The following is a 25,377-nucleotide window of genomic DNA, read 5'->3' as shown; positions in this document are numbered from 1 at the left end:
GGGGTCGTCGCACGCGGACCGTAAGGAGACGCTGATGGCTGGACCCAGGCACAACGTCGGGCGCGAAGGACGGAAACTCAGCCGGAGCTTCGGTCTGCTCGCCCTGCTCGGGGCGATCCTGGTCGTGGCCGGCCTGGTGGGCCTCGGCTACACCGAGTTCGCCACCCTCACCACCATGCTGCTGTTCGGCTGGCTGCTGCTCGTCGGCGGCGTCGTGGGCCTCGCGCACGCGATCCAGTCGCGCGGCTCCAGCTTCTTCTGGCTCGGCGTCGTGGTCGCCGCGCTGAACCTCGCCGCGGGCGTGGTGATCATCCGCCGCCCCGAGGGCAGCGCCGAGGCGCTCACCATGTTCGCCGCGCTGCTGTTCCTGACCGGCGGGGTCTTCCGCCTGGTGGGCAGTGTGGTGGTGCGCGGGCCGCAGTTCGGCTGGACGCTGGTGCAGGGCGCGTTCGGGGTGCTCCTGGGCGTGCTGGTGCTCGCGAACTGGCCGAGCAACAGCCGCTACGTCATCGGCTGTTTCTTCTCGCTGGCCCTGCTGTTCGACGGCCTCGGGCTGATCGCCATCGGATTGAGCGGACGCAGAATCGTCACTCTTGTGAGTGACGCCGTGACCCCCGCGGAGGCCGGAAGCGGCACACCTCCGATGTCTCCGACATCCCCGCAAGCCGTGGCAAAGCCCTCGGAGGGGGAGCAGAACCCGAAGGAGGGATGACCTTCTCTTGCATCGGGAATCAAAAAGCGGCGATAGGTGCTGACTTCTGTTCAGTCGGCCGGTCCGGACCAACACACTCCACACACTCTTCAGCAGAGGGGTGTGCTGTCGAGCCGCGAGGGTGGGTGCCGGACAACATGGAGATCCGCGGGAGCCTCCCGCCCGAACCCGCCGCTCCGGCCAGGCAGCAGTCGTACGAGGGAGTGTGGCGGTTCACCGCGCCCGCCGTCGACGTCTCCGTGCCACAGGCCCGGCACGCGGTGCGCGACCTGCTGCGCCGGCAGGGCGTACCGGCCCACGAGGACCTGATCCAGGGCCTGCTCCTGATCGTCTCGGAGCTGGTCACCAACGCGGTCAGACACGCGGCCCTGCTCTCGCCGCAGGTCGCCGTCGAGGTGGCGATCGGCGCCGAGTGGATCCGGGTGTCCGTCGAGGACAACCACCCCTACCGGCCCAAGGCCCTGGAGACCGACCACGGCCAGACCGGCGGGCGGGGGCTGCTCCTGGTGCGCGAGATCACCGAGGAGGCCGGCGGGGTGTGCGACGTCGAGCAGACCGCGAACGGCGGAAAGATCGTCTGGGCCGCACTCCCGCTGGCCCCGCTGCCGGGGATCACCAGCCCGCGTCGGGCCCCGTGAGCTCCTTGACCGCGGGCCGCGCCGCGTCGAGCACCGTCATGAACCACGCCGAGAACGTGGCGCGGGCGTGCCGCTCGGTGAGTTCCTCGGGCGTGACGAACGCCGTCTCGCCGACCTCCTCCGGGTCCGGCCGCAGCGGGGACTGCACCAGGCCCACGAAGAGGTGGTTGTACTCCTGCTCCACCAGGCCCGAGTCCGGATCCGGGTGGTTGTAGCGCACCGTGCCCGCCTCGGCGAGCAGCGTCGGCGAGATGCCCAGCTCCTCGTACGTACGCCGGGCGGCCGCCGCGAACGGGGACTCGCCGGGGTAGGGGTGGCCGCAGCAGGTGTTGGACCAGACGCCGGGGGAGTGGTATTTGCCGAGCGCACGGCGCTGGAGCAGCAGCCGGCCCGCCGGGTCGAAGAGGAAGACGGAGAACGCCCGGTGCAGCTGCCCGGGCGCCTGGTGCGCGGAGAGCTTCTCCGCGGTTCCGATGGTGTTGCCGCTCTCGTCGACGAGTTCGAGCAAGATCTCTGGTGCGGCGCCCGCGGTCCCGTTCGACGAGTTGTTCGCCGTGGTGGCTGGTGTGCTCGGCATAACCATCCTTCGCTTCGGTCCTCGGCTGCCCAGTCTGCCGTACAAAAGCGGCGTGTCCGCCATTGACCGGCATCCGCATGTCCTGCCCCACGCGGGGCCCCGGGAACCACGCGTGTCAGTGGCAGAGCTTCGCCTCGTGCTCGGCGTGGCCGCCCGGCTCCAGCTGGAAGGTGCAGTGCTCGACGTCGAAGTGATCGCCCAGGCACCCCTGCAACTCGTGCAGCAGCTTCTCGTGCCCCACCGAGTCGAGCACCTCCTGGCTGACCACCACGTGCGCCGAGAGCACCGGCATCCCCGAGGTGATCGTCCAGGCGTGCAGATCGTGTACGTCCTCGACGCCCGGCAGCTCCACTATGTGCGCCCGCACCTCCGCCATGTCGACGCCCTTGGGCGCCGATTCGAGCAGCACGTTGAGGGTCTCGCGCAGCAGCTTGACGGTCCTGGGCACGATCATCAGGCCGATCACCAGGGAGGCGATCGGGTCGGCCGCCTGCCAGCCGGTGGTCATGATGACCAGACCGGCGATCACGACGGCCGCCGAGCCGAGCGCGTCCGAGAGGACCTCCAGGAAAGCGCCGCGCACGTTCAGGCTGTCCTGCTGCCCCTTCATCAGGAGCGACAGCGACACCGAGTTGGCGACCAGGCCGATCAGGCCGAAGACCACGGCCGTGCCGCCCGCGGTGTCGGCCGGCTCGACGAACCGCGAGACCGCCTCGAACAGGACGTAGCCGCCCACCCCGAGCAGCAGCAGACAGTTGGCGAGCGCCGCGAGTATCTCGGCGCGGGCGTACCCGAAGGTGCGGTTGCCCCCGGCCGGGCGGTTGGCGAAGTGGATGGCGAGCAGCGCCATCGCGAGGCCGAGGCCGTCCGTCGCCATGTGCGCCGCGTCCGCGACGAGCGCCAGCGAGTCCGCGAGCAGACCGCCGACGACCTCCACGACCATCACGGTCAGTGTGATGCCGAGTGCGATGCGCAGCCGTCCCCGGTAGGCGGCGGCCGCGGTGCCGGTCGGCGGCGGTCCGCCGTGCGTGTGTCCGTGGTCGTGCCCAGCCCCCATGAAGGCCCTCCCAGATCCGTTTTCTGATCGATCCCAACGCTGTGTACGAGGGGTCAGTGAACTACGGGTAGGGGGTATGTGCAACACGGCACTGAACACCGTTGTCATGTGCTCTGACCTGCGGAAATGCTTGCAGGTCAGAGCGCCGGAGAGATCGCCGGACCCTCCCCGGGGCGCTGTCCGCGCGATCTGTGGGGCGGCGCCGTTCGAACGCGGTTTGTGGGCTGCGCCCTTGATCGACGATGATGATCGCGGCGCTCCCGCAACGGGCGCTGCCGGGCCGCCTCGGGCACAAACGGCCAGTGAATTCCCGGTTCCGTGCATCCGATAGCCTCTGCCGACGTGCCGCCCGCCCCCGTGCCGGGCCGGGCCGTCGCACTTCAGCCATGTCAGTCGCAAGGAGTGAGTTCGTCTGTCGACCGCCATCCTTACCGGTCCGCCGGTGCCCGGCTCGCAGCTCGGACCCGATCTGCTCGCGCTGGGTTTCGACGTGCAGCAGGCCTTCCTCCCCGACGATCTGCCCCGCCTCCTCGCCGAGGTCCCGGCAGGTGAACGCGTCGCCCTGGTCGACCCGCGCTTCCTGGGGCACGTGCACGCGCTGCGCCTCGCGCTGACCGACCCCCGCTTCCCGGCGGCCTCGGTGTCCGGCGCCCTCACCGTCCAGGCCGAGGCCCGCCCGGCGCTCACCCGCGCCCTGGCCGGTGGCACGCAGGCGCCCGCCGCCCAGGTCGGTACGGCCTCCGTGCTCGCCGACGACATCGCCGCGGCCATCGAGGCCGACGGCGTCGCGGTGCACCACCCCGAGCTCGGCTCGCTCGTCGCGACCGTCCCCGCCGACGACGTCGCCGCGGTCGAGGCGGCCCGGGCCATCGCCGCCGTCGACGACGAGTTCGTACGCCTGCGCAATGCCGTGAAGTCCCGCGACGGCTTCTTCACCACCCACTTCATCAGCCCGTACTCCCGCTACATCGCGCGCTGGTGCGCCCGCCGGGGGCTCACCCCCAACCAGGTCACCACCGCCTCGCTGATCACCGCCCTGATCGCGGCCGGCTGCGCGGCGACCGGGACGCGCGGCGGCTACGTCGCGGCCGGCGTGCTGCTGATCCTCTCCTTCGTCCTGGACTGCACCGACGGGCAGCTCGCCCGGTACTCGCTCCAGTACTCGACGATGGGCGCCTGGCTCGACGCCACCTTCGACCGCGCCAAGGAGTACGCCTACTACGCGGGCCTCGCCCTCGGGGCGGCCCGAGGCGGCGACGACGTATGGGCACTGGCGCTCGGCGCGATGGTGCTCCAGACCTGCCGCCACGTCGTGGACTTCTCGTTCAACGAGGCCAACCACGACGCGTCCGCCAACACCAGCCCCACCGCCGCCCTCTCCGACAAGCTCGACTCGGTCGGCTGGACGGTGTGGGTGCGCCGCATGATCGTGCTGCCGATCGGCGAGCGCTGGGCGATGATCGCCGTGCTGACCGCCGTCACCACGCCCCGCATCGTCTTCTACGCGCTGCTCATCGGCTGCGCCTTCGCCGCCTGCTACACCACCGCCGGCCGCGTCCTTCGCTCACTGACCCGCCGTGCCACCCGCACCGACCGCGCGGCCCTCGCGCTCGCCGAGCTCGCCGACAGCGGGCCCGTCGCGCAGCTGGTCGCGGCCAGGGCACCCCGGATCCCGGGCCCCCCTGTGGTCGCCGCCGTCGGCGCCGCGGCCCTCGTCGCCGCGGCGCTCACGCAGCCGGTCGGCAGCCGCCAGATGATCGTCGCGGCCGTCTTCTACGCGGTCCTGTCGGGCCTCGCCGTCGCCCGCCCCCTCAAGGGAGCCCTCGACTGGCTCGTGCCGCCACTCTTCCGGGTGGCCGAATACTGCACGGTCCTGATCCTCGCGGCCCGCTCGGACGTGAACGGGGCCCTTCCCGCGGCCTTCGGGCTTGTGTCCGCGGTCGCCTACCATCACTACGACACGGTCTACCGCATCAAGGGCGGCTCGGGCGCGCCGCCGAAGTGGCTGGTGCGGCTGATCGGCGGCCACGAGGGCCGCACGCTCGCGGTGACGGTGCTCGCCGCCGTCCTCGCCACGCGAGACGCAGACTTCACCCTGGCGCTCACCGCCCTCGCGGCGGCCATCGCGCTCGTGGTGCTCGTGGAGTCCATCCGCTTCTGGGTGTCCTCCGGAGCACCTGCCGTACATGACGAAGGAGAAACAGCATGATTGGCCTCGTACTGGCAGCCGGTGCCGGACGGCGTCTGCGCCCCTACACCGACACGCTCCCGAAGGCCCTCGTGCCTGTCGACGGTGACACCACCGTCCTGGACATCGCGCTGAAGAACTTCGCCGAGGTCGGCCTGACCGAGGTCGCCGTCGTCGTCGGCTACCGCAAGGAAGCCGTGTACGCGCGCAAGGAGGCCCTGGAGGCCAAGTACGGCGTCGCGATCACGCTGATCGACAACGACAAGGCCGAGGAGTGGAACAACGCCTACTCCCTGTGGTGCGCGCGTGAGGTCCTCAAGCGCGGTGTGATCCTCGCCAACGGCGACACGGTCCACCCCGTCTCCGTCGAGAAGACCCTGCTCGCCGCGCGCGGCCAGGGCCAGAAGATCATCCTCGCCCTCGACACGGTGAAGAGCCTCGCCGACGAGGAGATGAAGGTCATCACCGCCGACGGCAAGGGCGTCCAGCGCATCACCAAGCTGATGGACCCGGCGACCGCCACCGGCGAGTACATCGGCGTCACGCTGATCGAGGCCGAGGCAGCCGAGGAGCTCGCCGACGCCCTGAAGACCACCTTCGAGCGCGACCCCGACCTCTATTACGAGGACGGCTACCAGGAGCTCGTGAACCGCGGCTTCACCGTCGACGTGGCCCCCATCGGCGAGGTGTCGTGGGTCGAGATCGACAACCACGACGACCTGGCGAAGGGCCGTGAGATCGCGTGCCAGTACTGACGAGGCTCATCCCGTCCCCGGTTGTCGTCGACATCCGGGCCGGGGCGCTGGATGATCTGGCCGGCGTCCTCGCCGACCAGCGCATCTCGGCGTCGGGCAAACTCGCGGTGGCCATCAGCGGCGGCTCCGGGGCGGTGCTGCGCGAGCGGCTCGCCCCGGCGCTGCCCGGCGCCGACTGGTACGAGGTCGGCGGCGGCACGCTCGACAACGCGATCAAGCTCGCCGACGCGATGAAGTCGGGTCACTACGACGCGGTCGTCGGCCTCGGCGGCGGCAAGATCATCGACTGTGCCAAGTACGCCGCGGCACGCATCGGCCTCCCGTTGGTCGCCGTCCCGACGAACCTGGCGCACGACGGCCTGTGCTCGCCGGTCGCCACCCTCGACAACGACGCGGGCCGCGGCTCCTACGGGGTTCCCACGCCAATCGCCGTCGTCATCGACCTGGACGTCATCCGTGCGGCTCCGGTCCGCTTCGTACGGTCCGGCATCGGCGACGCCGTCTCGAACATCTCCTGTATCGCGGACTGGGAGCTGTCGAACCGCGAGACCGGCGAGTCCATCGACGGCCTCGCCGCGGCCATGGCCCGCCAGGCCGGCGAGGCCGTGCTGCGCCACCCCGGCGGCGTCGAGGACGACGGCTTCCTCCAGGTGCTCGCCGAGGGCCTGGTCCTCACCGGCATCTCCATGTCGATCTCCGGCGACTCGCGCCCCGCGTCGGGCGCCTGCCACGAGATCAACCATGCCTTCGACATCCTCTTCCCCAAGCGGGCCGCGAGTCACGGCGAGCAGGTGGCCCTCGGTGCCGCCTTCGCCATGCACCTGCGCGGCGCCGTGGAGGAGTCCGCGCTGATGGCGAGCGTGCTGCGACGGCACCGGCTGCCGGTCACCCCACAGGACATCGGCTTCAGCGTCGACGAGTTCGTGCAGGCCGTCGAGTTCGCCCCGCAGACCCGCCCCGGCCGCTACACCATCCTCGAGCACCTCGACCTGTCCACCGACCAGATCAGGGACGCGTACGCCGACTATGCCAAGACCATCCGTAGCTGAGCTCCGCCCGGTCGTGCACCCCGCGGGTGTCAAGGACCGGGTCAGCGGAGAACACTGGGGCGGCCGCCTGTACATGCGCGAGATCTCCCTGCGCATCACCCGCGTCCTGGTCACCACCAAGGTCACGCCGAACCAGCTGACCTACCTGATGACCCTCAGCGGTGTCCTCGCCGCCCCGGCCCTGCTCATCCCGGGCATCTGGGGCGCGGTCCTCGGTGTCGTGGCCGTCCAGGGCTATCTGCTGCTCGACTGCGTCGACGGCGAAGTCGCCCGCTGGAAGAAGCAGTTCTCGCTCTCCGGGGTGTACCTGGACCGCGTCGGCGCCTACCTGTGCGACGCGGCGGTCCTGGTCGGCTTCGGCCTGCGCGCCGCCGACCTGTGGGGCGGTGGCCGGATCGACTGGCTGTGGGCCTTCCTCGGTACGCTCGCGGCCCTTGGCGCGATCCTGATCAAGGCGGAGACCGACCTCGTCGGCGTCGCCCGGCACCAGGGCGGTCTGCCGCAGGTCAAGGACGCGGCGGCCACACCGCGCTCGTCCGGCATGGCGCTGGCGCGCCGGGCCGCCGCCGCGCTGAAGTTCCACCGCCTGGTCCTCGGCATCGAGGCGTCCCTGCTGATCCTGGTCCTCGCGATCGTGGACCAGGTCCGGGGCGACCTGTACTTCTCGCGCCTGGGCGTCGCGGTCCTGGCCGGCATCGCGCTCCTTCAGACGGTGCTGCACCTCGTGTCCATCCTCGCCTCCAGCAGGCTGAAGTGAGCGCCCCCATGAAGGTCGGCGCGGTCGTCATCACCATGGGCAACCGCCCCGCCGAGCTGAGGGCCCTGCTCGACTCGGTCGCCAAGCAGGACGGCGCCCCGGTCGAGGTCGTCGTGGTCGGCAACGGCGCCCCGGTCCCGGACGTCCCCGAGGGCGTACGCACCGTGGAGCTGCCGGAGAACCTGGGCATCCCGGGCGGCCGCAACGTCGGCATCGAGGCGTTCGGCCCCTCGGGCGCGGAGGTCGACGTGCTGCTCTTCCTCGACGACGACGGGCTGCTCGCCAACCCGGACACCGCCGAGCTGTGCCGCAAGGCCTTCGCGGCCGACCCGGAGCTGGGCATCATCAGCTTCCGGATCGCCGACCCGGAGACCGGCGTCACCCAGCGCCGCCACGTCCCGAGGCTGCGCGCCGCCGATCCGATGCGCTCCTCGCGCGTGACGACGTTCCTCGGCGGCGCCAACGCCGTGCGCACCCGGGTGTTCGCGGAGGTCGGCGGGCTGCCCGACGAGTTCTTCTACGCCCACGAGGAGACCGACCTCGCGTGGCGGGCGCTCGATGCCGGCTGGATGATCGACTACCGCGCGGACATGGTCCTGCACCACCCGACGACCGCCCCGTCGCGGCACGCGGTCTACCACCGGATGGTGGCCCGCAACCGGGTCTGGCTGGCCCGGCGCAACCTGCCCGCTCCGCTCGTCCCGGTCTACCTCGGGGTCTGGCTGCTCCTCACCCTGGCCCGCAAGCCCTCGGGCCCGGCGCTGAAGGCCTGGTTCGGCGGTTTCAAGGAGGGCTGGGCGACGCCCTGCGGACCGCGCCGCCCTATGAAGTGGCGTACGGTCTTCAAGCTCACCCGGCTGGGCCGTCCCCCCGTCATCTGAGAGTCTCGGCTCTGAGACCATCGGGCGTAGTTCTTGAACACGAAAGTTTTCACTTGTGAGTGACACAACCCTGTCCCCGGCGGACCTCGCCGCCAAGCACGGGCTGTCGGTGAGCGGAGCCCGGCCCGGGCTCTCCGCCTACATCAAGCAGCTGTGGGGCCGGCGCCACTTCATCCTGTCGTTCTCGTCGGCCAAGCTGACCGCCCAGTACAGCGAGGCGAAGCTCGGCCAGATCTGGCAGGTGGCGACGCCCCTGCTGAACGCGCTCGTCTACTACTTCATCTTCGGCGTTCTGATGAACGCGAAGCGGGGCATCGACTCGAACGCGTACATCCCGTTCCTGGTCACCGGCGTGTTCCTGTTCACGTTCACGCAGAACTCGCTGATGGCGGGCGTCCGGGCGATCTCGGGCAACCTCGGCCTGGTGCGGGCGCTGCACTTCCCGCGCGCCTCGCTGCCCGTCTCCTTCGCGCTGCAGCAGCTCCAGCAGCTGCTCTTCTCGATGATCGTCCTGATGATCGTGGTCGTGTCCTCCGGCTTCATGCCGAGCATGACGTGGCCGCTGATCATCCCGGTGCTCGCGCTGCAGTTCGTGTTCAACACCGGCCTGGCGCTGATCTTCGCGCGGCTCGGCTCCAAGACGCCGGACCTCGCGCAGCTGATGCCGTTCATCATGCGTACGTGGATGTACTCGTCCGGCGTGATGTTCAGCCTCAGCACCGTGCTCAAGGGCAAACCGCACTGGCTGAAGGACATCCTTCAGTGCAACCCCGCCGCGGTCTACATGGACCTGGCGCGCTACGCCCTGATGGACGGCTACGGCGGCCACTCGCTGCCCCCGCACGTGTGGGCCCTCGCGGCCGGCTGGGCGGTCGTCGTCGGTGGGCTGGGCTTCGTGTACTTCTGGAAGGCTGAGGAGCGGTACGGCCGTGGCTGAGGACATCAAGGACCGCATCGCGGTCGAGACGCGGATTCCCACCGTCATCTGCGACGACGTGCACATCGTGTACACCGTCAACGGCGGCGGCGGAGGCAGGGGCAGCGCGACCGCCGCCCTGAGCCGCATAGTCAAGAAGGACAAGACCGGCGGCGCCTCCCGGGGCATGCGCCGGGTGCACGCGGTCAAGGGCGTGTCGTTCACGGCGTACCGCGGCGAGGCGATCGGCCTGATCGGCTCCAACGGTTCGGGCAAGTCGACGCTGCTCCGGGCGATCGCCGGCCTGCTGCCGCCCGAGAGCGGCCGGGTCTACACCGACGGCCAGCCCTCGCTGCTCGGCGTGAACGCGGCGCTGATGAACGACCTGACCGGCGAGCGCAACGTGATCCTGGGCGGCCTCGCCATGGGCATGTCGCGCGAGGAGGTCAGGGAGCGTTACGAGGAGATCGTCGACTTCTCCGGCATCAACGACAAGGGCGACTTCATCTCGCTGCCGATGCGGACGTACTCCTCCGGCATGGCGGCCCGGCTGCGGTTCTCCATCGCCGCGGCCAAGGACCACGACGTCCTCATGATCGACGAGGCGCTCGCCACCGGTGACCGGCAGTTCCAGATCCGCTCGGAGGAGCGCATCCGGGAGCTGCGCAAGCACGCCGGAACCGTCTTCCTGGTGAGCCACAGCATCGGCTCCATCCGGGACACCTGCGACCGCGTGCTCTGGCTGGAGCGCGGCGAGCTCCTCATGGACGGGCCGACGGACGAGGTCGTGAAGGCCTACCAGAAGGAGTCCGGCCGCTGACATTTGGTCATCCGGCGGACAGCGGAACCCGCGGCCCCTGTCGATCAACCCCGGCAGGGGCTTCCGCGTCCTATGGTGTGGCCGGACAGTCAAGATCCCGTCAAGTTGCCAGTGTGCGGGGAAGGTTGGGCCGGATTGGAGTGTTGTTGTAATGCTCGCAACACCCCGACGTGTTGTCGGCCGTTGTACAACGTAAGCTGTACCGGTGCTGATTCGCGGCAAGTGGGGTAATACGCCCCGGGCTCCTCGCGAGACGGGTCACCCCGTCCGGGGAGGTCAGGCGGCGTGTCCGAAATAGGATGTTTTGGGTCGGCGGTGTAGAACGGGAGATGTGACGGCCATGGCTACGGAAAATCTCCAGCTCAAAGGGACGGCCGCCGTTCCCGCGCCGGGCGGTACCCGGTGACCCCAGTGCGGGACGTGCGCACCGGATCCTCCTCGCGCGCCACGCTCGACAAGGCCACGGACGAGAACTTCCCGGTGGCCCCCTTCTTCCTGCCGCGCGCGTGGCGCGACGACCTGATGGCCGTCTACGGCTTCGCCCGGCTCGTCGACGACATCGGTGACGGCGACCTGGCCCCCGGGGGCGCCGACGCCCGCCACCTGGGCGTCGCCCCCGCCGACGCGGACGACCGGCTCCACATGCTCGACGCCTTCGAGACGGATCTGCGCCGCGTCTTCGACGGGACGCCGCACCACCCGCTCCTGAAGGCGCTGCAGCCCACCGTGCGGCGCTGCGCGCTGACCCCCGAGCCGTTCCTCGGGCTGATCGCCGCCAACCGCCAGGACCAGCGGGTCGCGCGTTACGAGACGTACGAGGAACTGCTCGCCTACTGCGAGCTTTCGGCCAACCCCGTGGGGCGGCTCGTCCTCGCCATCACCGGCACCGCGAGCCCGGAGCGCATCCGTCGCTCCGACGAGATCTGCACGGCGCTGCAGATCGTCGAACACCTCCAGGACGTCAAGGAGGACCTCGGGCGGGACCGGATCTATCTGCCCGCCGAGGACATGGCGCGGTTCCACGTCACGCAGGCCGATCTGGCCGCCCCCACAGGGAGCGCCTCGGTGCGTGCCCTGGTCGCGTTCGAAGCGGAACGCGCCGGGTCGTTGCTGAATGAAGGCACCCCTCTGGTGGGTAGCGTCCACGGCAGACTCAAGCTGCTGCTGGCCGGATTCGTGGCCGGAGGACGCGCCGCGCTCGACTCGGTCGCTGCCGCCGGCCACGACGTACTCCCGGGACCGCCCAAGCCCACCAGGGCAAGGCTGATGCGCGAGGTGGGAGCCGTCTTGCGAAGAGCGCGTAGAGAGGGGTGAGCCGGACAGTGGAGGCACAGGCACCCGTGTCCGCACCGGTACAGGCCGCATACAGCTATTGCGAGGCCGTGACCGGGCAGCAGGCGCGCAATTTCGCGTACGGCATCAGACTGCTGCCGGCCGACAAGCGGCAGGCGATGTCGGCGCTGTACGCGTTCTCGCGCCGGGTCGACGACATCGGCGACGGCACGCTGGCCGACGGCGCCAAGGAGGTGCGCCTGGAGGAGACCCGGGCGCTGCTCGGGCGCGTCCGCGACGGCGGGGTCGACGAGGACGACACCGACCCGGTGGCGGTCGCGCTCGCGGACGCGGCGCGCCGGTTCCCGATCCCGCTCGGCGGGCTCGACGAACTCATCGACGGCGTCCTCATGGACGTGCACGGCGAGGGCTACGAGACCTGGGACGACCTGAAGGTCTACTGCCGGTGTGTCGCGGGTGCCATCGGCCGGCTCTCGTTGGGCGTTTTCGGTACGCAGCCGGGCGCACCGGGCATCGAACGCGCCGGGGAGTACGCCGACACGCTGGGGCTCGCGCTCCAACTCACCAACATCCTCAGGGACGTTCGCGAGGACGCCGGCAACGGGCGGACGTATCTGCCCTCGGACGACCTCGCCAAGTTCGGCTGCTCGACGGGTTTCAACGGCCCTGTGCCGCCGCCCGGCTCCGACTTCGCCGGGCTCGTCCACTTCGAAGTGCGGCGCGCCCGGGCCCTGTTCGCCGAGGGCTACCGGCTGCTCCCCATGCTGGACCGGCGCAGCGGCGCCTGCGTCGCCGCCATGGCCGGGATCTACCGGCGGCTGCTCGACCGCATCGAGCGCGACCCGGAGGCGGTGCTGCGCGGGCGGGTCTCGCTGCCCGGACGCGAGAAGGCGTACGTGGCGGTACGCGGACTGTCCGGCCTCGACACCCGGCACGTCTCCCGGCAGACCGCCAGGAGGCGCGCCTGATGCACCACGCGCACCCGGACGAAGGGCTGAGCACCATTACGCAGGCCCGACGTGCAACTTCCCGGCACGTCGATGCGTCCCTGACTGCGTCGGCCTGCCGTGCGCACCACGCCGGCGCGGCCACAGGGGAGGGCGCATGAACGACGCGCAGCCCAAACGCGCGGTGGTGATCGGCGGCGGACTCGCCGGAATCACCGCGGCGCTCGAACTCGCCGACGCGGGCCTGGGCGTGACCCTCGTCGAGGGCCGCCCGCGCCTGGGCGGTCTCGCGTTCTCCTTCCGGCGCGGCGAGCTCACCGTGGACAACGGCCAGCACGTCTACCTGCGCTGCTGCACCGCCTACCGGTGGTTCCTCGACCGGGTCGGCGGGGCCGAACTCGCCCCGGTCCAGGCCAAGTTGGACGTCCCCGTCCTCGACGTGGCGCACCGCAGGGGCCCCCGGCTCGGCCGGCTGCGCCGCGACGCGCTGCCCGTGCCGCTGCACCTCGCCCGGAGCCTGGCGACCTACCCGCACCTCTCGCTCGCCGAGCGGGCCTCCGTCGGGCGCGCCGCGCTCGCGCTCAAGAAGCTCGACCCGGCCGACCCGGCCCTGGACGGCGTGGACTTCGCGACGTGGCTGAGCCGGCACGGCCAGTCGGCGCGCACCATCGAGGCCCTGTGGGACCTGGTGGGCGTCGCGACCCTGAACGCCACCGCGCCGCACGCCTCGCTGGGCCTGGCCGCCATGGTCTTCAAGACCGGGCTGCTCTCCGAGCCGGGCGCCGCCGACATCGGCTGGGCCCGCGTGCCGCTCGGCGAACTGCACGACACGCTGGCCCGCAAGGCCCTCGACTCGGCGGGGGTGCGCACTGAGACGCGCACCAAGGCCGAGGCCATCTCCCGTACGGGCAACGGCAGTTGGCAGGTCCAGCTGGCCGGCGAGACGCTGGACGCCGAGGTCGTCGTGCTCGCCGTGCCGCAGAAGGAGACGCACGACCTGCTGCCCGACGGCGCCCTCGACGAGCCGGGCAGGCTGCTCGACATCAACACCGCGCCGATCCTCAACGTTCATGTCGTCTACGACCGCAAGGTCCTGCGGCAGCCCTTCTTCGCCGCGCTCGGCAGCCCGGTGCAGTGGGTCTTCGACCGGACGGACTCCTCGGGGCTGCAGGGCCAGGGGCAGTATCTGGCCATCTCGCAGTCGGCCGCCGAGGACGAGATCGACCTGCCCGTGGCCGAACTGCGCGCCCGCTATCTCCCCGAGCTGGAAAAGCTGTTGCCCGCGGCGCGCGGCGCGGAGATCCTCGACTTCTTCGTCACCCGGGAGCGGACAGCGACGTTCGCCCCCACCCCCGGCGTCGGACGGCTGCGGCCGTCGGCACGGACCCGCGCGGACGGCCTGTACCTGGCCGGCGCGTGGACCGCGACCGGCTGGCCCGCGACCATGGAGGGAGCCGTGCGCAGCGGATTCAGCGCCGCCGGCGCCGCCCTCTCCACCCTCGGCCGCCCCCATGTTCATCCGCTTCAGGAGGCGGCATGACTGTTAGCAGTACTGGAACAAGAGGAGAGACTGTGCCGACTGTGCCTTCGGCTTCGGCGAATCCGGCTGTGGACACCGTGGACGTCAACGCCCTGCTGGAGCGGGGGCGCGCGCTGTCGACTCCGGAGCTGCGCGCGGCCGTCGACCGGCTCGCGGCTCCCATGGACACCGTCGCCGCCTACCACTTCGGGTGGATCGACGCCCAGGGCCGCCCGGCGGCCGGCGACGGCGGCAAGGCCATCAGGCCCGCGCTCGCCCTGCTCTCCGCCGAGGCGGCGGGGGCCAGTGCCGAGGTCGGGGTGCCGGGGGCGGTCGCCGTGGAGCTCGTGCACAACTTCTCGCTCCTGCACGACGACCTCATGGACGGCGACGAGCAGCGCCGCCACCGCGACACGGTGTGGAAGGTGCACGGCCCCGCCCAGGCGATCCTCGTCGGCGACGCCCTGTTCGCCCTCGCGAATGAGGTCCTGCTGGAACTCGGCACGGTCGAAGCGGGCCGCGCCACCCGTCGACTCACCACTGCCACACGGAAGTTGATCGACGGTCAGGCCCAGGACATCTCCTACGAGCACCGCGAGCGGGTCACCGTCGAGGAGTGCCTGGAGATGGAGGGCAACAAGACGGGCGCGCTGCTCGCCTGCGCCGTCTCCATCGGCGCGGTCCTCGGCGGCGCCGACGACCGGACCGCCGACACGCTTGAGGCGTACGGCTACCACCTCGGCCTCGCCTTCCAGGCCGTCGACGACCTGCTCGGCATCTGGGGCGACCCGGACGCCACGGGCAAGCAGACCTGGAGCGACCTGCGCCAGCGCAAGAAGTCGCTGCCGGTCGTCGCGGCCCTCGCCGCGGGCGGCCCGGCCTCCACGCGGCTCGGCGAACTGCTCGCCGCCGACGCCAAGAGCAACGACTTCGACAGCTTCTCCGAGGCGGAGTTCGCCACCCGCGCGGCCCTGATCGAGGAGGCCGGCGGCCGCGAGTGGACCTCCCAGGAGGCCCGCAGGCAGCACACCATCGCCATCGAGGCGCTCAGCGCCGTCGACATGCCGGAACACGTCCGCGCGCAGCTCACCGCCCTTGCGGACTTCGTCGTCGTCCGAAAGAGATGATCGCCATTCCCATATGACTCGCAGTCGCCGGTAGGGCCCGTTGGCACGGGCCCCGCCGACGGAGACCCCAGCACAGCAGAAGTAGCAACTGCACTTGCATTAAGGGGAAGCCATGACAGCGACGACCGACGGAAGCACCGGGGCCCCGCGGCCCCGGGCCGCCGCGGCCAGTGCAACAACCGGGATCACTCCCGGCGCGGACGCGGTACTCGACGCCGCCCGGCAGGCCGCCGAGCGCGGCGTGGAGCATCTGCTGGCGAGGCAGGACGCCCAGGGCTGGTGGAAGGGCGACCTGGAGACCAACGTCACCATGGACGCCGAGGATCTGCTGCTGCGTCAGTTCCTCGGGATCCAGGACGAGAAGACCGTCCGGGCGGCCGCCCTCTTCATCCGGGGCGAGCAGCGCGACGACGGGACCTGGGCCACCTTCTACGGCGGGCCCGGCGAGCTCTCCACCACCATCGAGGCGTACGTCGCGCTCAGGCTGGCCGGTGACCGGCCCGAGGACGCGCACATGGCCCGCGCCTCGGCCTGGATCAGGGCGAAGGGCGGGATCGCGGCCGCCCGGGTCTTCACCCGTATCTGGCTGGCCCTGTTCGGCTGGTGGAAGTGGGACGACCTGCCGGAGCTGCCGCCCGAGCTGATCTTCCTGCCCAAGTGGGTCCCGCTCAACATCTACGACTTCGGCTGCTGGGCCCGGCAGACCATCGTGCCGCTCACGGTGGTCTCGGCCAAGCGGCCGGTACGGCCCGCGCCCTTCGCGCTCGACGAGCTGCACACCGACGCCCGGCGCCCCAATCCGGCCAAGCCCCTTGCCCCGGTGGCGAGTTGGAACGGCGCCTTCCAGCGGCTCGACAAGGTCCTGCACGCCTACCACAAGGTGGCCCCGCGCACGTTGCGCCGCACCGCGATGCGCAGCGCCGCCCGCTGGATCGTCGAGCGCCAGGAGAACGACGGCTGCTGGGGCGGCATCCAGCCACCCGCCGTGTACTCCGTGATCGCCCTGCACCTGCTCGGCTACGACCTCCAACACCCCGTGATGCGGGCCGGGTTGGAGTCCCTTGACCGGTTCGCGGTGTGGCGCGAGGACGGCGCCCGGATGATCGAGGCCTGCCAGTCCCCGGTGTGGGACACGTGCCTGGCCGCCATCGCCCTGGCCGACGCGGGCGTGCCCGCCGACCACCCCGCCCTCGTCAAGGCCGCCGACTGGATGCTGGACGAGGAGATCACCCGGCCCGGCGACTGGGCCGTACGGCGTCCCCAACTCCAGCCGGGCGGCTGGGCGTTCGAGTTCCACAACGACAACTATCCGGACATCGACGACACCGCCGAAGTGATCCTGGCGCTGCGCCGCGTCAAGCACCCGCGGCAGGCCACGGTCGACGCGGCCATCGCCCGCGGGGTGCGCTGGAACCTCGGCATGCAGTCGAAGAACGGCGCCTGGGGCGCGTTCGACGCCGACAACACCAGCGCCTTCCCCAACCGGCTGCCCTTCTGCGACTTCGGGGAGGTCATCGACCCGCCGTCGGCCGACGTCACCGCGCACGTCGTCGAGATGCTCGCCTACGAGGGCAAGTCGCACGATCCGCGCACCCGGCGCGGCATCGAGTGGCTGCTTGCCGAACAGGAGGCCAACGGCTCCTGGTTCGGGCGCTGGGGCGTCAACTACGTGTACGGCACGGGGTCGGTGGTGCCCGCGCTGACCGCCGCCGGGATCCCGGCCGCGCACCCCGCGATCCGGCGCGCGGTCGGCTGGCTGGAGTCCGTGCAGAACGACGACGGCGGCTGGGGCGAGGACCTGCGCTCGTACGGCGAGACCGAATGGGCGGGCCGCGGCCCCTCCACCGCCTCGCAGACGGCCTGGGCGCTGCTCGCGCTGCTCGCGGCGGGGGAGCGGGACGGCAAGGCCGCCGAGCGGGGCATCGCCTGGCTCGCCGAGAACCAGCGCGAGGACGGCTCCTGGGACGAGCCGTACTTCACCGGCACGGGGTTCCCCTGGGACTTCTCGATCAACTACCACCTCTACCGGCAGGTCTTCCCGCTGACCGCGCTCGGCCGCTACGTCCATGGAGAACCGTTCTCCCCCAACGGCACCAAGGGGAGTTGATGGACACACCCCAGGCCCCGCAGCCCGTGCCGATGGTGATCGCCTGTGCGCTCACCATCGAGCGGCTCGCGCTGCGCGGCGCCCGCGGCGGCGCGGCGGGGCCGGTCACCGTGCTGCGCAGCGGCATGGGCCCCCCGGCCGCCGAGCGCGCCGTCGTCCGGACCCTTGGCGGGGACCGGATGCGCGACGCGGCGGTCATCGCCTCAGGCTTCTGCGCCGGCCTGGTCCCCGGGATGCACCCGGGGGACCTGGTCGTCGCGGAGGAAACCCGCGACCCGCGGGGCACCACGGTGTGCACCGACATCGAGGTGCTCGCCAAGGCGCTCGCCGAGGCGCTGCCGGGCCGCACGGTCCACACCGGCCCGCTCACCGGGTCGGACCACGTCGTACGGGGCCCCGAGCGGGCCGATCTGCGGGCGACCGGGGCGATCGCGGTGGACATGGAGTCCGCCGCCACGCTGTGGGCCGCCCAGCAGACCGGACCGCGCCCGGTTGCGGCCGTACGGGTGGTCGTGGACGCTCCAGAACATGAACTCGTCCGGATTGGCACGGTGCGCGGTGGAATATCAGCCTTCCGCGTTCTTCGTGCCGTCCTTCCCGCTTTCTTTGAATGGCACCGTTCTTTGCTGCTCCCCAGGAGGTGAGCCAGATGGCCATGCCGCTTCGTCAGTCCATCAGGGTCGGGACCTATCTCTTTGAACAGAAGTTGCGCAAGCGCGAGAAGTTCCCGCTGATCGTCGAGCTGGAACCGCTCTTCGCCTGCAACCTGAAATGCGAGGGCTGCGGAAAGATCCAGCATCCGGCCGGGATCCTGAAGCAGCGGATGCCGGTGGCCCAGGCCGTCGGAGCGGTCCTGGAATCCGGTGCGCCGATGGTCTCCATCGCGGGCGGCGAGCCCCTGATGCACCCTCAGATCGATGAGATCGTGCGGCAGTTGGTGGCCAAGAGGAAGTACGTCTTCCTGTGCACCAACGCGCTCCTGATGCGCAAGAAGCTGGAGAAGTTCAAGCCGTCGCCGTACTTCGCCTTCGCCGTGCACATCGACGGGCTGCGCGAGCGGCACGACGAGTCGGTGGCGAAGGAGGGCGTGTTCGACGAGGCCGTCGAGGCGATCAAGGAGGCCAAGCGGCAGGGCTTCCGGGTCACCACCAACTCGACCTTCTTCAACACCGACACCCCGCAGACCATCATCGAGGTGCTCAACTTCCTCAACGACGACCTCAAGGTCGACGAGATGATGATCTCGCCCGCGTACGCCTACGAGAAGGCACCCGACCAGGAGCACTTCCTGGGCGTCGAGCAGACCAGGGAGCTCTTCAAGAAGGCGTTCGCCGGCGGCAACCGGGCGCGCTGGCGGCTCAACCACTCGCCGCTCTTCCTGGACTTCCTGGAGGGCAAGGCCGACTTCCCGTGCACGGCGTGGGCGATTCCCAACTACTCCCTCTTCGGCTGGCAGCGGCCCTGCTACCTGATGAGCGACGGGTACGTGCCGACGTACCGGCAGCTCGTGGAGGAGACCGACTGGGACAAGTACGGCCGCGGCAAGGACGAGCGGTGCGCGAACTGCATGGCGCACTGCGGCTACGAGCCGACCGCCGTGCTCGCCACCATGGGGTCGCTGAAGGAGTCGATCCGGGCGGTCCGCGAGACCGTCCAGGGAAACCGCGGGTGATGTCATGAGCCTCGGAGAGCCGGTCTCCCTGGGGCTCCCCGCGCTGCCGGCCCGGCCGCTGGCGGTGCGTCGCCTCTCGCGGCGCATCCAGGTCGGGTCGGTGGCGGTCGGCGGGGACGCACCCGTCTCGGTGCAGTCCATGACCACGACGAGGACGTCGGACATCGGCGCGACGTTGCAGCAGATCGCCGAGTTGACGGCGTCGGGCTGCCAGATTGTCCGTGTCGCGTGTCCGACGCAGGACGATGCGGATGCGTTGGCGACGATCGCGCGGAAGTCGCAGATCCCGGTGATCGCGGACATTCACTTCCAGCCGAAGTACGTGTTCGCGGCGATTGACGCCGGGTGTGCCGCGGTGCGGGTGAATCCGGGCAACATCAAGCAGTTCGACGACAAGGTCAAGGAGATCGCGCAGGCGGCGAAGGATGCGGGTACGCCGATCCGGATCGGTGTGAACGCGGGCTCGTTGGACGCGCGGCTGTTGAAGAAGTACGGAAAGGCGACGCCGGAGGCGCTGGTCGAGTCGGCGCTGTGGGAGGCGTCGCTGTTCGAGGAGCACGGGTTCCGGGACATCAAGATCTCGGTGAAGCACAATGACCCGGTCGTGATGGTGAACGCCTACCGGCAGCTGGCTGCGCAGTCCGACTACCCGCTGCACCTGGGCGTGACCGAGGCCGGTCCCGCCTTCCAGGGCACGATCAAGTCGGCGGTCGCCTTCGGCGCGCTGCTGGCCGAGGGCATCGGCGACACGATCCGCGTCTCGCTCTCCGCGCCCCCCGCCGAAGAGGTCAAGGTCGGCATCCAGATTCTGGAGTCGTTGAACCTGCGTCAGCGCCGTCTGGAGATCGTGTCGTGTCCGTCGTGCGGGCGGGCGCAGGTGGATGTGTACAAGCTGGCCGAGGAGGTCACGGCGGGCCTGGAGGGCATGGAGGTTCCGCTGCGTGTCGCGGTGATGGGCTGTGTGGTGAACGGTCCGGGTGAGGCGCGTGAGGCGGATCTGGGTGTGGCTTCGGGCAATGGCAAGGGTCAGATCTTCGTGAAGGGCGAGGTCATCAAGACGGTCCCGGAGTCGAAGATCGTGGAGACGCTGATCGACGAGGCGATGAAGATCGCCGAGCGGATGGAGAAGGACGGCGTGGCTTCGGGACGGCCCGACGTCGCCGTGCGGTGAACATGAGCGTGCTGGTGGGCTGAACAGGATTCGGAAGAGGGGGCCCGAGCGTGACGATCTTGGAGAACATCCGGGGGCCGCAAGACCTGCAAACGTTGGACCAGGCCGAGCTCGGTGAACTAGCCCAAGAAATAAGGGAGTTCCTGATCCAGGCGGTGGCGCGGACCGGGGGCCATCTGGGGCCCAATCTGGGGGTGGTCGAGCTTTCCATCGCCCTGCACCGGGCCTTTGAATCGCCGGTCGACCGCATCCTGTGGGACACCGGGCACCAGAGCTACGTACACAAACTGCTCACCGGGCGGCAGGACTTCTCGAAGCTGCGCACCAAGGGCGGCCTGTCCGGCTATCCCTCGCGCGCCGAGTCCGAGCACGACGTCATCGAGAACAGCCACGCCTCCACCGTGCTCGGCTGGGCGGACGGGCTCGCGAAGGCGAACGAGGTGCTCGGCAGGGACGGCCACGTCGTCGCCGTCATCGGGGACGGCGCGCTCACCGGCGGCATGGCCTGGGAGGCGCTCAACAACATCGCGGCCGCCCGGGACCGCCCGCTGATCATCGTCGTCAATGACAACGAGCGCTCGTACGGGCCGACCATCGGCGGGCTCGCCAACCACCTGGCCACCCTGCGCACCACCGACGGCTACGAGCGCGTCCTGGCCTGGGGCAAGGACGTGCTCCAGCACACCCCCGTCATAGGGCAGCCGCTGTACGAGTCGCTGCACGGCGCGAAGAAGGGCTTCAAGGACGCGTTCGCCCCGCAGGGCATGTTCGAGGACCTCGGTCTGAAGTACGTCGGCCCGATCGACGGGCACAACACCGAGGCCGTCGAATCGGCGCTGCGGCGGGCAAAACGCTTCCACGGGCCGGTACTCGTGCACTGCCTGACCGAGAAGGGCCGCGGCTATCAGCCCGCCCTCGACGACGAGGCGGACCGGTTCCACACGGTCAACGCCATGGATCCGCTGACCTGCGAGCCGCTGACGCCCTCCAACGGACCTTCCTGGACCGCCGTGTTCGGCGACGAGCTCGTCCAACTGGGCGCCGAGCGCCACGACATCGTCGCCATCACCGCCGCCATGCTGCACCCGACGGGCCTCAGCCGGTTCGCCGAGCGCTTCCCGGACCGGGTGTGGGACGTCGGCATCGCCGAGCAGCACGCGGCGGTCTCCGCGGCCGGGCTCGCCACCGGTGGCCTCCACCCCGTAGTCGCCGTGTACGCGACCTTCCTCAACCGGGCCTTCGACCAGGTCCTGATGGACGTCGCACTGCACAGGTGCGGGGTGACGTTCGTCCTCGACCGAGCCGGGGTGACCGGCGTCGACGGGCCCTCCCACAACGGCATGTGGGACCTGTCGATGCTCCAGGTCGTGCCGGGGCTCAGGATCGCCGCGCCGCGCGACGCGAGCCAGTTGCGGGCCCAGCTGCGCGAGGCCGTGGACGTCGACGACGCGCCGACGGTGCTGCGCTTCCCCAAGGAGTCCGTCGGGCCCGACATCCCGGCCGTGGCCAGGATCGGCGGCATGGACGTGCTGCGCCGGGACGACGACGCCGATGTGCTGCTCGTGGCGGTCGGGGTGCTCGCGCCCGTGTGTCTCCAGGCCGCCGAGCTGCTCGCCGGGCGCGGCATCCGGTGCACGGTCCTCGACCCGCGCTGGGTCAAGCCCGTCGACGAACAGCTCGCCCCGCTGGCCGCGCGGCACCGCCTGGTCGCCGTCGTGGAGGACAACATCCGTACCGGCGGCGTCGGTTGGGCCGTCGGACAGTCCCTGCGGGACGCCGGGGTCGATGTGCCGCTGCGCGGCTTCGGCATCCCCGAGCAGTTCCTCGCGCACGCCAAGCGCGGCGAGGTGCTCGCCGACATCGGGCTCACCCCGGTCGAGGTCGCGGGACGGATCGGCGCCGCGCTGGCGGCCACGGAGGAAGCCGCCGCGGCGGCCGAGAAGGAGAACGACGCATGACCGACGGCGAGCCCAACGGCTTCGCAGTACCGACTCCCGAGGCCTCCGGGGCCAAGGGCTTCGACCTGACGCGACTCCTCGCCGAGCGCGGGGCCGAACGCTACGAACTGCACACCAAATACCTCAACCACCAGTTGCCGCGGATGCTCCACACCATCGGCTTCGACAGGGTCTACGAGCGGGCCGAGGGCGCGTACTTCTGGGACTCCGAGGGCAACGACTACCTCGACATGCTCGCGGGCTTCGGCGTGATGGGTCTCGGCCGCCACCACCCCGTCGTCCGCAAGGCCCTGCACGACGTGCTCGACGCCTCGCTCGCGGACCTGACCCGCTTCGACTGCCAGCCGCTGCCCGGCCTGCTCGCCGAGAAGCTCCTCGCGCACAGCCCCCACCTGGACCGGGTGTTCTTCGGCAACAGCGGCACCGAGGCCGTCGAGACCGCGCTCAAATTCGCCCGGTACGCCACCGGCAAGCCCCGCGTCCTGTACTGCTCGCACGCCTTCCACGGCCTGACGACCGGCTCGCTGTCGGTCAACGGCGAGTCCGGCTTCCGCGACGGCTTCGCGCCACTGCTGCCCGACACGGCGCTGCCGCTCGGCGATCTGGCCGCCCTCGAAAGGGAGTTGAAGCGCGGCGACGTAGCCGCCCTCATCGTCGAGCCGATCCAGGGCAAGGGCGTCCACGAGGCGCCGCCCGGCTATCTGCTCGCCGCGCAGGAACTCCTGCACCGGCACAAGGCGCTGCTCATCGCCGACGAGGTGCAGACCGGCCTCGGCCGCACCGGCGACTTCTACGCCTACCAGCACGACCAGGGCGTCGAACCGGACCTGGTGTGCGTCGCGAAGGCGCTCTCCGGCGGCTATGTGCCGGTCGGCGCCACCCTCGGCAAGGAGTGGATCTTCAAGAAGGTCTACTCGTCGATGGACCGGGTCCTGGTCCACTCGGCGAGCTTCGGCTCCAACGCCCAGGCGATGGCGGCCGGGCTCGCCGTGCTCTCGGTCATGGAGGACGAGGGGATCGTCGAGAACGCGCGCACCGTCGGGGACCTGCTGCGCACCCGGCTCGCCGCCCTCACCGACCGCTATGAACTCCTCTCGGACGTACGCGGGCGCGGGCTCATGATCGGCATCGAGTTCGGCCGGCCCGACTCGCTGAAGCTGCGCGGCCGTTGGACCATGCTCCAGGCCGCCCGCAAGGGCCTCTTCGCGCAGATGGTCGTCGTGCCGCTGCTCCAGAAGCACCGGATCCTGACCCAGGTCTCCGGCGACCACCTGGAGGTGATCAAGTTGATCCCGCCGCTGACGATCACCGAGCGCGAGGTCGACCGGTTCGTCGAGGCGTTCACCGCCGTCATGGACGACGCCCACGGCGGGGGCGGACTCATGTGGGACTTCGGCCGGACCCTGGTGAAGCAGGCGGTCGCCAACCGGTAGGACCGCGTTTTTGCCTCAGAGGCAAAAAGTTTGCCTCTGAGGCAATGGCCTGCCTGAATGGAGTGCATGAGCACTCCTGCCGACGATGTCGCGGCGCTCCCGCTCCCGGGCGTCGCCACCCGGCTGCGCGAACTGCGCCGCCGCCGCGGTCTCACCCTGGAGGCCGCCGCCCAGCGGGCCGGCCTCTCGCCCGCGCACCTCTCCCGGCTGGAGACGGGCGCCCGCCAGCCCTCGCTGCCGATGCTGCTCGGGCTCGCCCGCATCTACGGTACGACGGTCTCCGAGCTGCTCGGCGAGATGCCGCCGGAGCGAGAGCCCGTCATCCGGGCCGGACGGGCCGCACCCCGCGAGGCCGACGGCTGGACCTACCACGAGACCGGCGGCCCGGGCCGCGCCATGCAGGCGCTGCGCGTCGAGGTCCCGTACGGCACCCAGCGCGAACTCGTGCGGGTCCACCCCGGCGAGGAGTGGCTCTACGTCCTGACCGGACGGCTCAGGCTCAGCCTCGGGGACGCCACCCATGAACTCGACCCGGGTGACAGCGCGCACTTCGACTCGCTCACCCCGCACCGGATCTCCGCCGCCTCGCACGGCGGAGCCGAGTTCCTCTTCGTGCACACCCTGCTGCAGAGCCCCGATCCGCATCCGCACCACCCGCACAGCTGAGAGGACGGACCCGACATGTCCGAGCACGAGAGCGCGCCCGCGCCGGCACCCCGCAAGAACATCGAGGAGACCGCCCAGACCAAGTTCCCCAGGGGCCTGGTCGTGCGGCTCTTCGCCTACCTCGTCGCGGGCCACCTCTTCGCGGGCTTCCTCTACCTGCTCTTCGAGGTGGGTGGGAAGTAAGGGCCTCGCCGGTGCCTCAGACCGCGCCGTCCAGGAGCCTCTCGCGCAGCCGCTCGCGGGTCTCGGAGGCCAGCTTCAGGCCCTCGGAGAAGTAGCGGTCGGTGGTGCCCCAGGTCTCCTCGATGGTGTCGAAGGCCGCGTGCAGATAGCTCGCGCGGGCGTCGAAGAGGGGGCTCAGGAGCTCCATCACCTCGGGGGACATCGCGTCCGCCGACGTGCTGGTGCGGCGCACCTTGTAGCGGCGGTGCGGGTCGTTGGACTTGAGGTAGTCCGCCTCGATGGCGTCCCGCTCCACGCCGACCGCGAGCAGCGCGACGGCGATGGCCAGACCCGCCCGGTCCTTGCCCGCGGCGCAGTGCATCAACGCGGGCACGCTGTCCTCGGCGAGCGCGTGCAGCACCCGGCTGTGCTCGGCGGTGCGCTCGGTGATGACCTCGCGGTACACGGAGATCATCCGGTCGGCGCCCTGGGTCCCCGAGAGCGCGGAGCGCAGCTCGTCGAGGTCGCCGTCGCGGACCATCTTCCAGAACTCGGCCCCGTCGGCCGGATCCGTCATCGGAATGTTGACGTTGCGCACGCCCGGCAGCGCGACGTCGGGCCCCTCCAGCTTCTGGTCCCCGGCGTTGCGGAAGTCGAAGACGGTGTGCAGGCCGAGGGTGGCGAGGAAGGCCGCGTCCGCCTCGGTGGCGTGCGCCAGGTGCCCGCTGCGGAAGAGCCGCCCGCCGCGCACCCGCAGCCCGTCCACGGTCGGCAACCCGCCCACGTCACGGAAGTTGCGCACCCCCGAAAGCTCTGGCTCTGTCGCGGGGACCTGCGGAATCTGCTGGGTCACGGGGACTCCTGACGTCGATCCTGGGTGGCGCGGCCTGCGCGTCTGTCGACGATACGACATGCGTTCCTGGGGCAACCATCTCCCTGCATTCCGCACAGGCGTTGCCCTGGGGACCCTGC

General features: G+C 70.6%; 24 protein-coding genes. 21 read left to right on the top strand and 3 right to left on the bottom strand.

Annotated features, from left to right (window positions below; genetic code table 11):
• The first annotated feature begins 34 nt into the window (after positions 1–34).
• Together OHA17_RS05645 and OHA17_RS05640 are read left to right on the top strand one after the other, a co-directional pair.
• A complete protein-coding gene (locus tag OHA17_RS05645) occupies positions 35–712 on the top strand; it encodes an HdeD family acid-resistance protein (protein ID WP_406504579.1) in 678 nt (225 codons plus the stop codon).
• Between the two features lie 137 nt (positions 713–849).
• The gene (locus OHA17_RS05640) at positions 850–1,350 is read left to right on the top strand and encodes an ATP-binding protein (RefSeq protein WP_406504577.1); all 501 of its coding nucleotides are present in this window, start codon (positions 850–852) and stop codon (positions 1,348–1,350) included.
• Here OHA17_RS05640 and idi read toward each other — a convergent pair.
• On the bottom strand, positions 1,325–1,927 hold the full coding sequence (idi, locus tag OHA17_RS05635; protein ID WP_406504575.1) for an isopentenyl-diphosphate Delta-isomerase: 603 nt from the start codon (positions 1,925–1,927) through the stop codon (positions 1,325–1,327). The genes OHA17_RS05640 and idi overlap by 26 nt on opposite strands.
• Before the next feature lie 115 nt (positions 1,928–2,042).
• Positions 2,043–2,984 (bottom strand): cation diffusion facilitator family transporter, encoded by a 942-nt coding sequence (locus tag OHA17_RS05630; RefSeq protein WP_053725569.1) that lies wholly within the window; start codon positions 2,982–2,984, stop codon positions 2,043–2,045.
• Positions 2,985–3,396: 412 nt separating this feature from the next.
• On the opposite strand from OHA17_RS05630, the gene OHA17_RS05625 reads away from it, so the two are divergent.
• From OHA17_RS05625 to OHA17_RS05535, 19 genes are all read left to right on the top strand, one after another.
• Positions 3,397–5,193, top strand: coding sequence for a DUF5941 domain-containing protein (locus tag OHA17_RS05625; RefSeq protein WP_406510639.1), 1,797 nt, complete (start codon positions 3,397–3,399; stop codon positions 5,191–5,193).
• Positions 5,190–5,927, top strand: a complete 738-nt coding sequence (locus tag OHA17_RS05620) for a sugar phosphate nucleotidyltransferase (protein WP_398872608.1) — start codon at positions 5,190–5,192, stop codon at positions 5,925–5,927. Before OHA17_RS05625 ends, OHA17_RS05620 begins: the two co-directional genes overlap by 4 nt.
• The gene (locus OHA17_RS05615) at positions 5,915–6,976 is read left to right on the top strand and encodes an iron-containing alcohol dehydrogenase family protein (protein WP_053725566.1); all 1,062 of its coding nucleotides are present in this window, start codon (positions 5,915–5,917) and stop codon (positions 6,974–6,976) included. Before OHA17_RS05620 ends, OHA17_RS05615 begins: the two co-directional genes overlap by 13 nt.
• A complete protein-coding gene (locus OHA17_RS05610) occupies positions 6,954–7,733 on the top strand; it encodes a CDP-alcohol phosphatidyltransferase family protein (protein ID WP_398872612.1) in 780 nt (259 codons plus the stop codon). The genes OHA17_RS05615 and OHA17_RS05610 overlap by 23 nt, the downstream gene beginning before the upstream one ends.
• 8 nt (positions 7,734–7,741) lie before the next feature.
• Complete coding sequence (locus tag OHA17_RS05605) at positions 7,742–8,614, top strand: glycosyltransferase family 2 protein (RefSeq protein ID WP_406510638.1); 873 nt, start codon at positions 7,742–7,744, stop codon at positions 8,612–8,614.
• A 55-nt stretch (positions 8,615–8,669) separates the two neighbouring features.
• The gene (locus OHA17_RS05600; RefSeq protein ID WP_053725563.1) at positions 8,670–9,551 is read left to right on the top strand and encodes an ABC transporter permease; all 882 of its coding nucleotides are present in this window, start codon (positions 8,670–8,672) and stop codon (positions 9,549–9,551) included.
• A complete protein-coding gene (locus OHA17_RS05595; protein WP_406504571.1) occupies positions 9,544–10,350 on the top strand; it encodes an ABC transporter ATP-binding protein in 807 nt (268 codons plus the stop codon). Before OHA17_RS05600 ends, OHA17_RS05595 begins: the two co-directional genes overlap by 8 nt.
• 420 nt (positions 10,351–10,770) lie before the next feature.
• Complete coding sequence (hpnC, locus tag OHA17_RS05590) at positions 10,771–11,664, top strand: squalene synthase HpnC (protein WP_406504569.1); 894 nt, start codon at positions 10,771–10,773, stop codon at positions 11,662–11,664.
• Positions 11,661–12,611 (top strand): presqualene diphosphate synthase HpnD, encoded by a 951-nt coding sequence (gene hpnD, locus OHA17_RS05585; protein ID WP_406504567.1) that lies wholly within the window; start codon positions 11,661–11,663, stop codon positions 12,609–12,611. The genes hpnC and hpnD overlap by 4 nt, the downstream gene beginning before the upstream one ends.
• Before the next feature lie 136 nt (positions 12,612–12,747).
• Positions 12,748–14,130, top strand: coding sequence for a hydroxysqualene dehydroxylase HpnE (gene hpnE, locus OHA17_RS05580; protein ID WP_406504565.1), 1,383 nt, complete (start codon positions 12,748–12,750; stop codon positions 14,128–14,130).
• Positions 14,127–15,236, top strand: a complete 1,110-nt coding sequence (locus OHA17_RS05575; RefSeq protein ID WP_053725559.1) for a polyprenyl synthetase family protein — start codon at positions 14,127–14,129, stop codon at positions 15,234–15,236. Before hpnE ends, OHA17_RS05575 begins: the two co-directional genes overlap by 4 nt.
• Before the next feature lie 112 nt (positions 15,237–15,348).
• Entirely contained in the window at positions 15,349–17,343 is a 1,995-nt protein-coding gene (gene shc, locus OHA17_RS05570) for a squalene--hopene cyclase (protein WP_406504563.1), read from the top strand.
• The gene (locus OHA17_RS05565) at positions 17,343–17,987 is read left to right on the top strand and encodes a 1-hydroxy-2-methyl-2-butenyl 4-diphosphate reductase (RefSeq protein ID WP_398872624.1); all 645 of its coding nucleotides are present in this window, start codon (positions 17,343–17,345) and stop codon (positions 17,985–17,987) included. Before shc ends, OHA17_RS05565 begins: the two co-directional genes overlap by 1 nt.
• Positions 17,988–17,992: 5 nt before the next feature.
• The gene (gene hpnH / locus OHA17_RS05560; protein ID WP_398872626.1) at positions 17,993–19,015 is read left to right on the top strand and encodes an adenosyl-hopene transferase HpnH; all 1,023 of its coding nucleotides are present in this window, start codon (positions 17,993–17,995) and stop codon (positions 19,013–19,015) included.
• Between the two features lie 4 nt (positions 19,016–19,019).
• A complete protein-coding gene (gene ispG, locus OHA17_RS05555) occupies positions 19,020–20,186 on the top strand; it encodes a flavodoxin-dependent (E)-4-hydroxy-3-methylbut-2-enyl-diphosphate synthase (RefSeq protein ID WP_406504560.1) in 1,167 nt (388 codons plus the stop codon).
• A 50-nt stretch (positions 20,187–20,236) separates the two neighbouring features.
• Complete coding sequence (gene dxs, locus OHA17_RS05550) at positions 20,237–22,144, top strand: 1-deoxy-D-xylulose-5-phosphate synthase (protein ID WP_406504558.1); 1,908 nt, start codon at positions 20,237–20,239, stop codon at positions 22,142–22,144.
• Complete coding sequence (locus OHA17_RS05545) at positions 22,141–23,577, top strand: aspartate aminotransferase family protein (RefSeq protein ID WP_406504557.1); 1,437 nt, start codon at positions 22,141–22,143, stop codon at positions 23,575–23,577. The genes dxs and OHA17_RS05545 overlap by 4 nt, the downstream gene beginning before the upstream one ends.
• Before the next feature lie 66 nt (positions 23,578–23,643).
• Positions 23,644–24,243 (top strand): helix-turn-helix domain-containing protein, encoded by a 600-nt coding sequence (locus tag OHA17_RS05540; RefSeq protein WP_053724390.1) that lies wholly within the window; start codon positions 23,644–23,646, stop codon positions 24,241–24,243.
• 15 nt (positions 24,244–24,258) lie between these two features.
• A complete protein-coding gene (locus tag OHA17_RS05535) occupies positions 24,259–24,426 on the top strand; it encodes a DUF6126 family protein (protein WP_398872635.1) in 168 nt (55 codons plus the stop codon).
• A 16-nt stretch (positions 24,427–24,442) separates the two neighbouring features.
• Here OHA17_RS05535 and OHA17_RS05530 read toward each other — a convergent pair whose 3' ends face one another.
• Positions 24,443–25,258 carry a tyrosine-protein phosphatase gene (locus OHA17_RS05530; RefSeq protein ID WP_406504554.1) on the bottom strand — a complete coding sequence of 272 codons (816 nt, stop codon included), beginning with the start codon at positions 25,256–25,258 and terminating at the stop codon, positions 24,443–24,445.
• Between the last annotated feature and the right edge of the window lie 119 nt (positions 25,259–25,377).

Source organism: Streptomyces sp. NBC_00212, assembly GCF_045206365.1.
In the GTDB taxonomy this organism is placed as follows: Bacteria; Actinomycetota; Actinomycetes; order Streptomycetales; family Streptomycetaceae; genus Streptomyces.
Note: the sequence above shows the minus strand (reverse complement) of the source record. Positions and strands in the feature narration are given on the sequence as shown.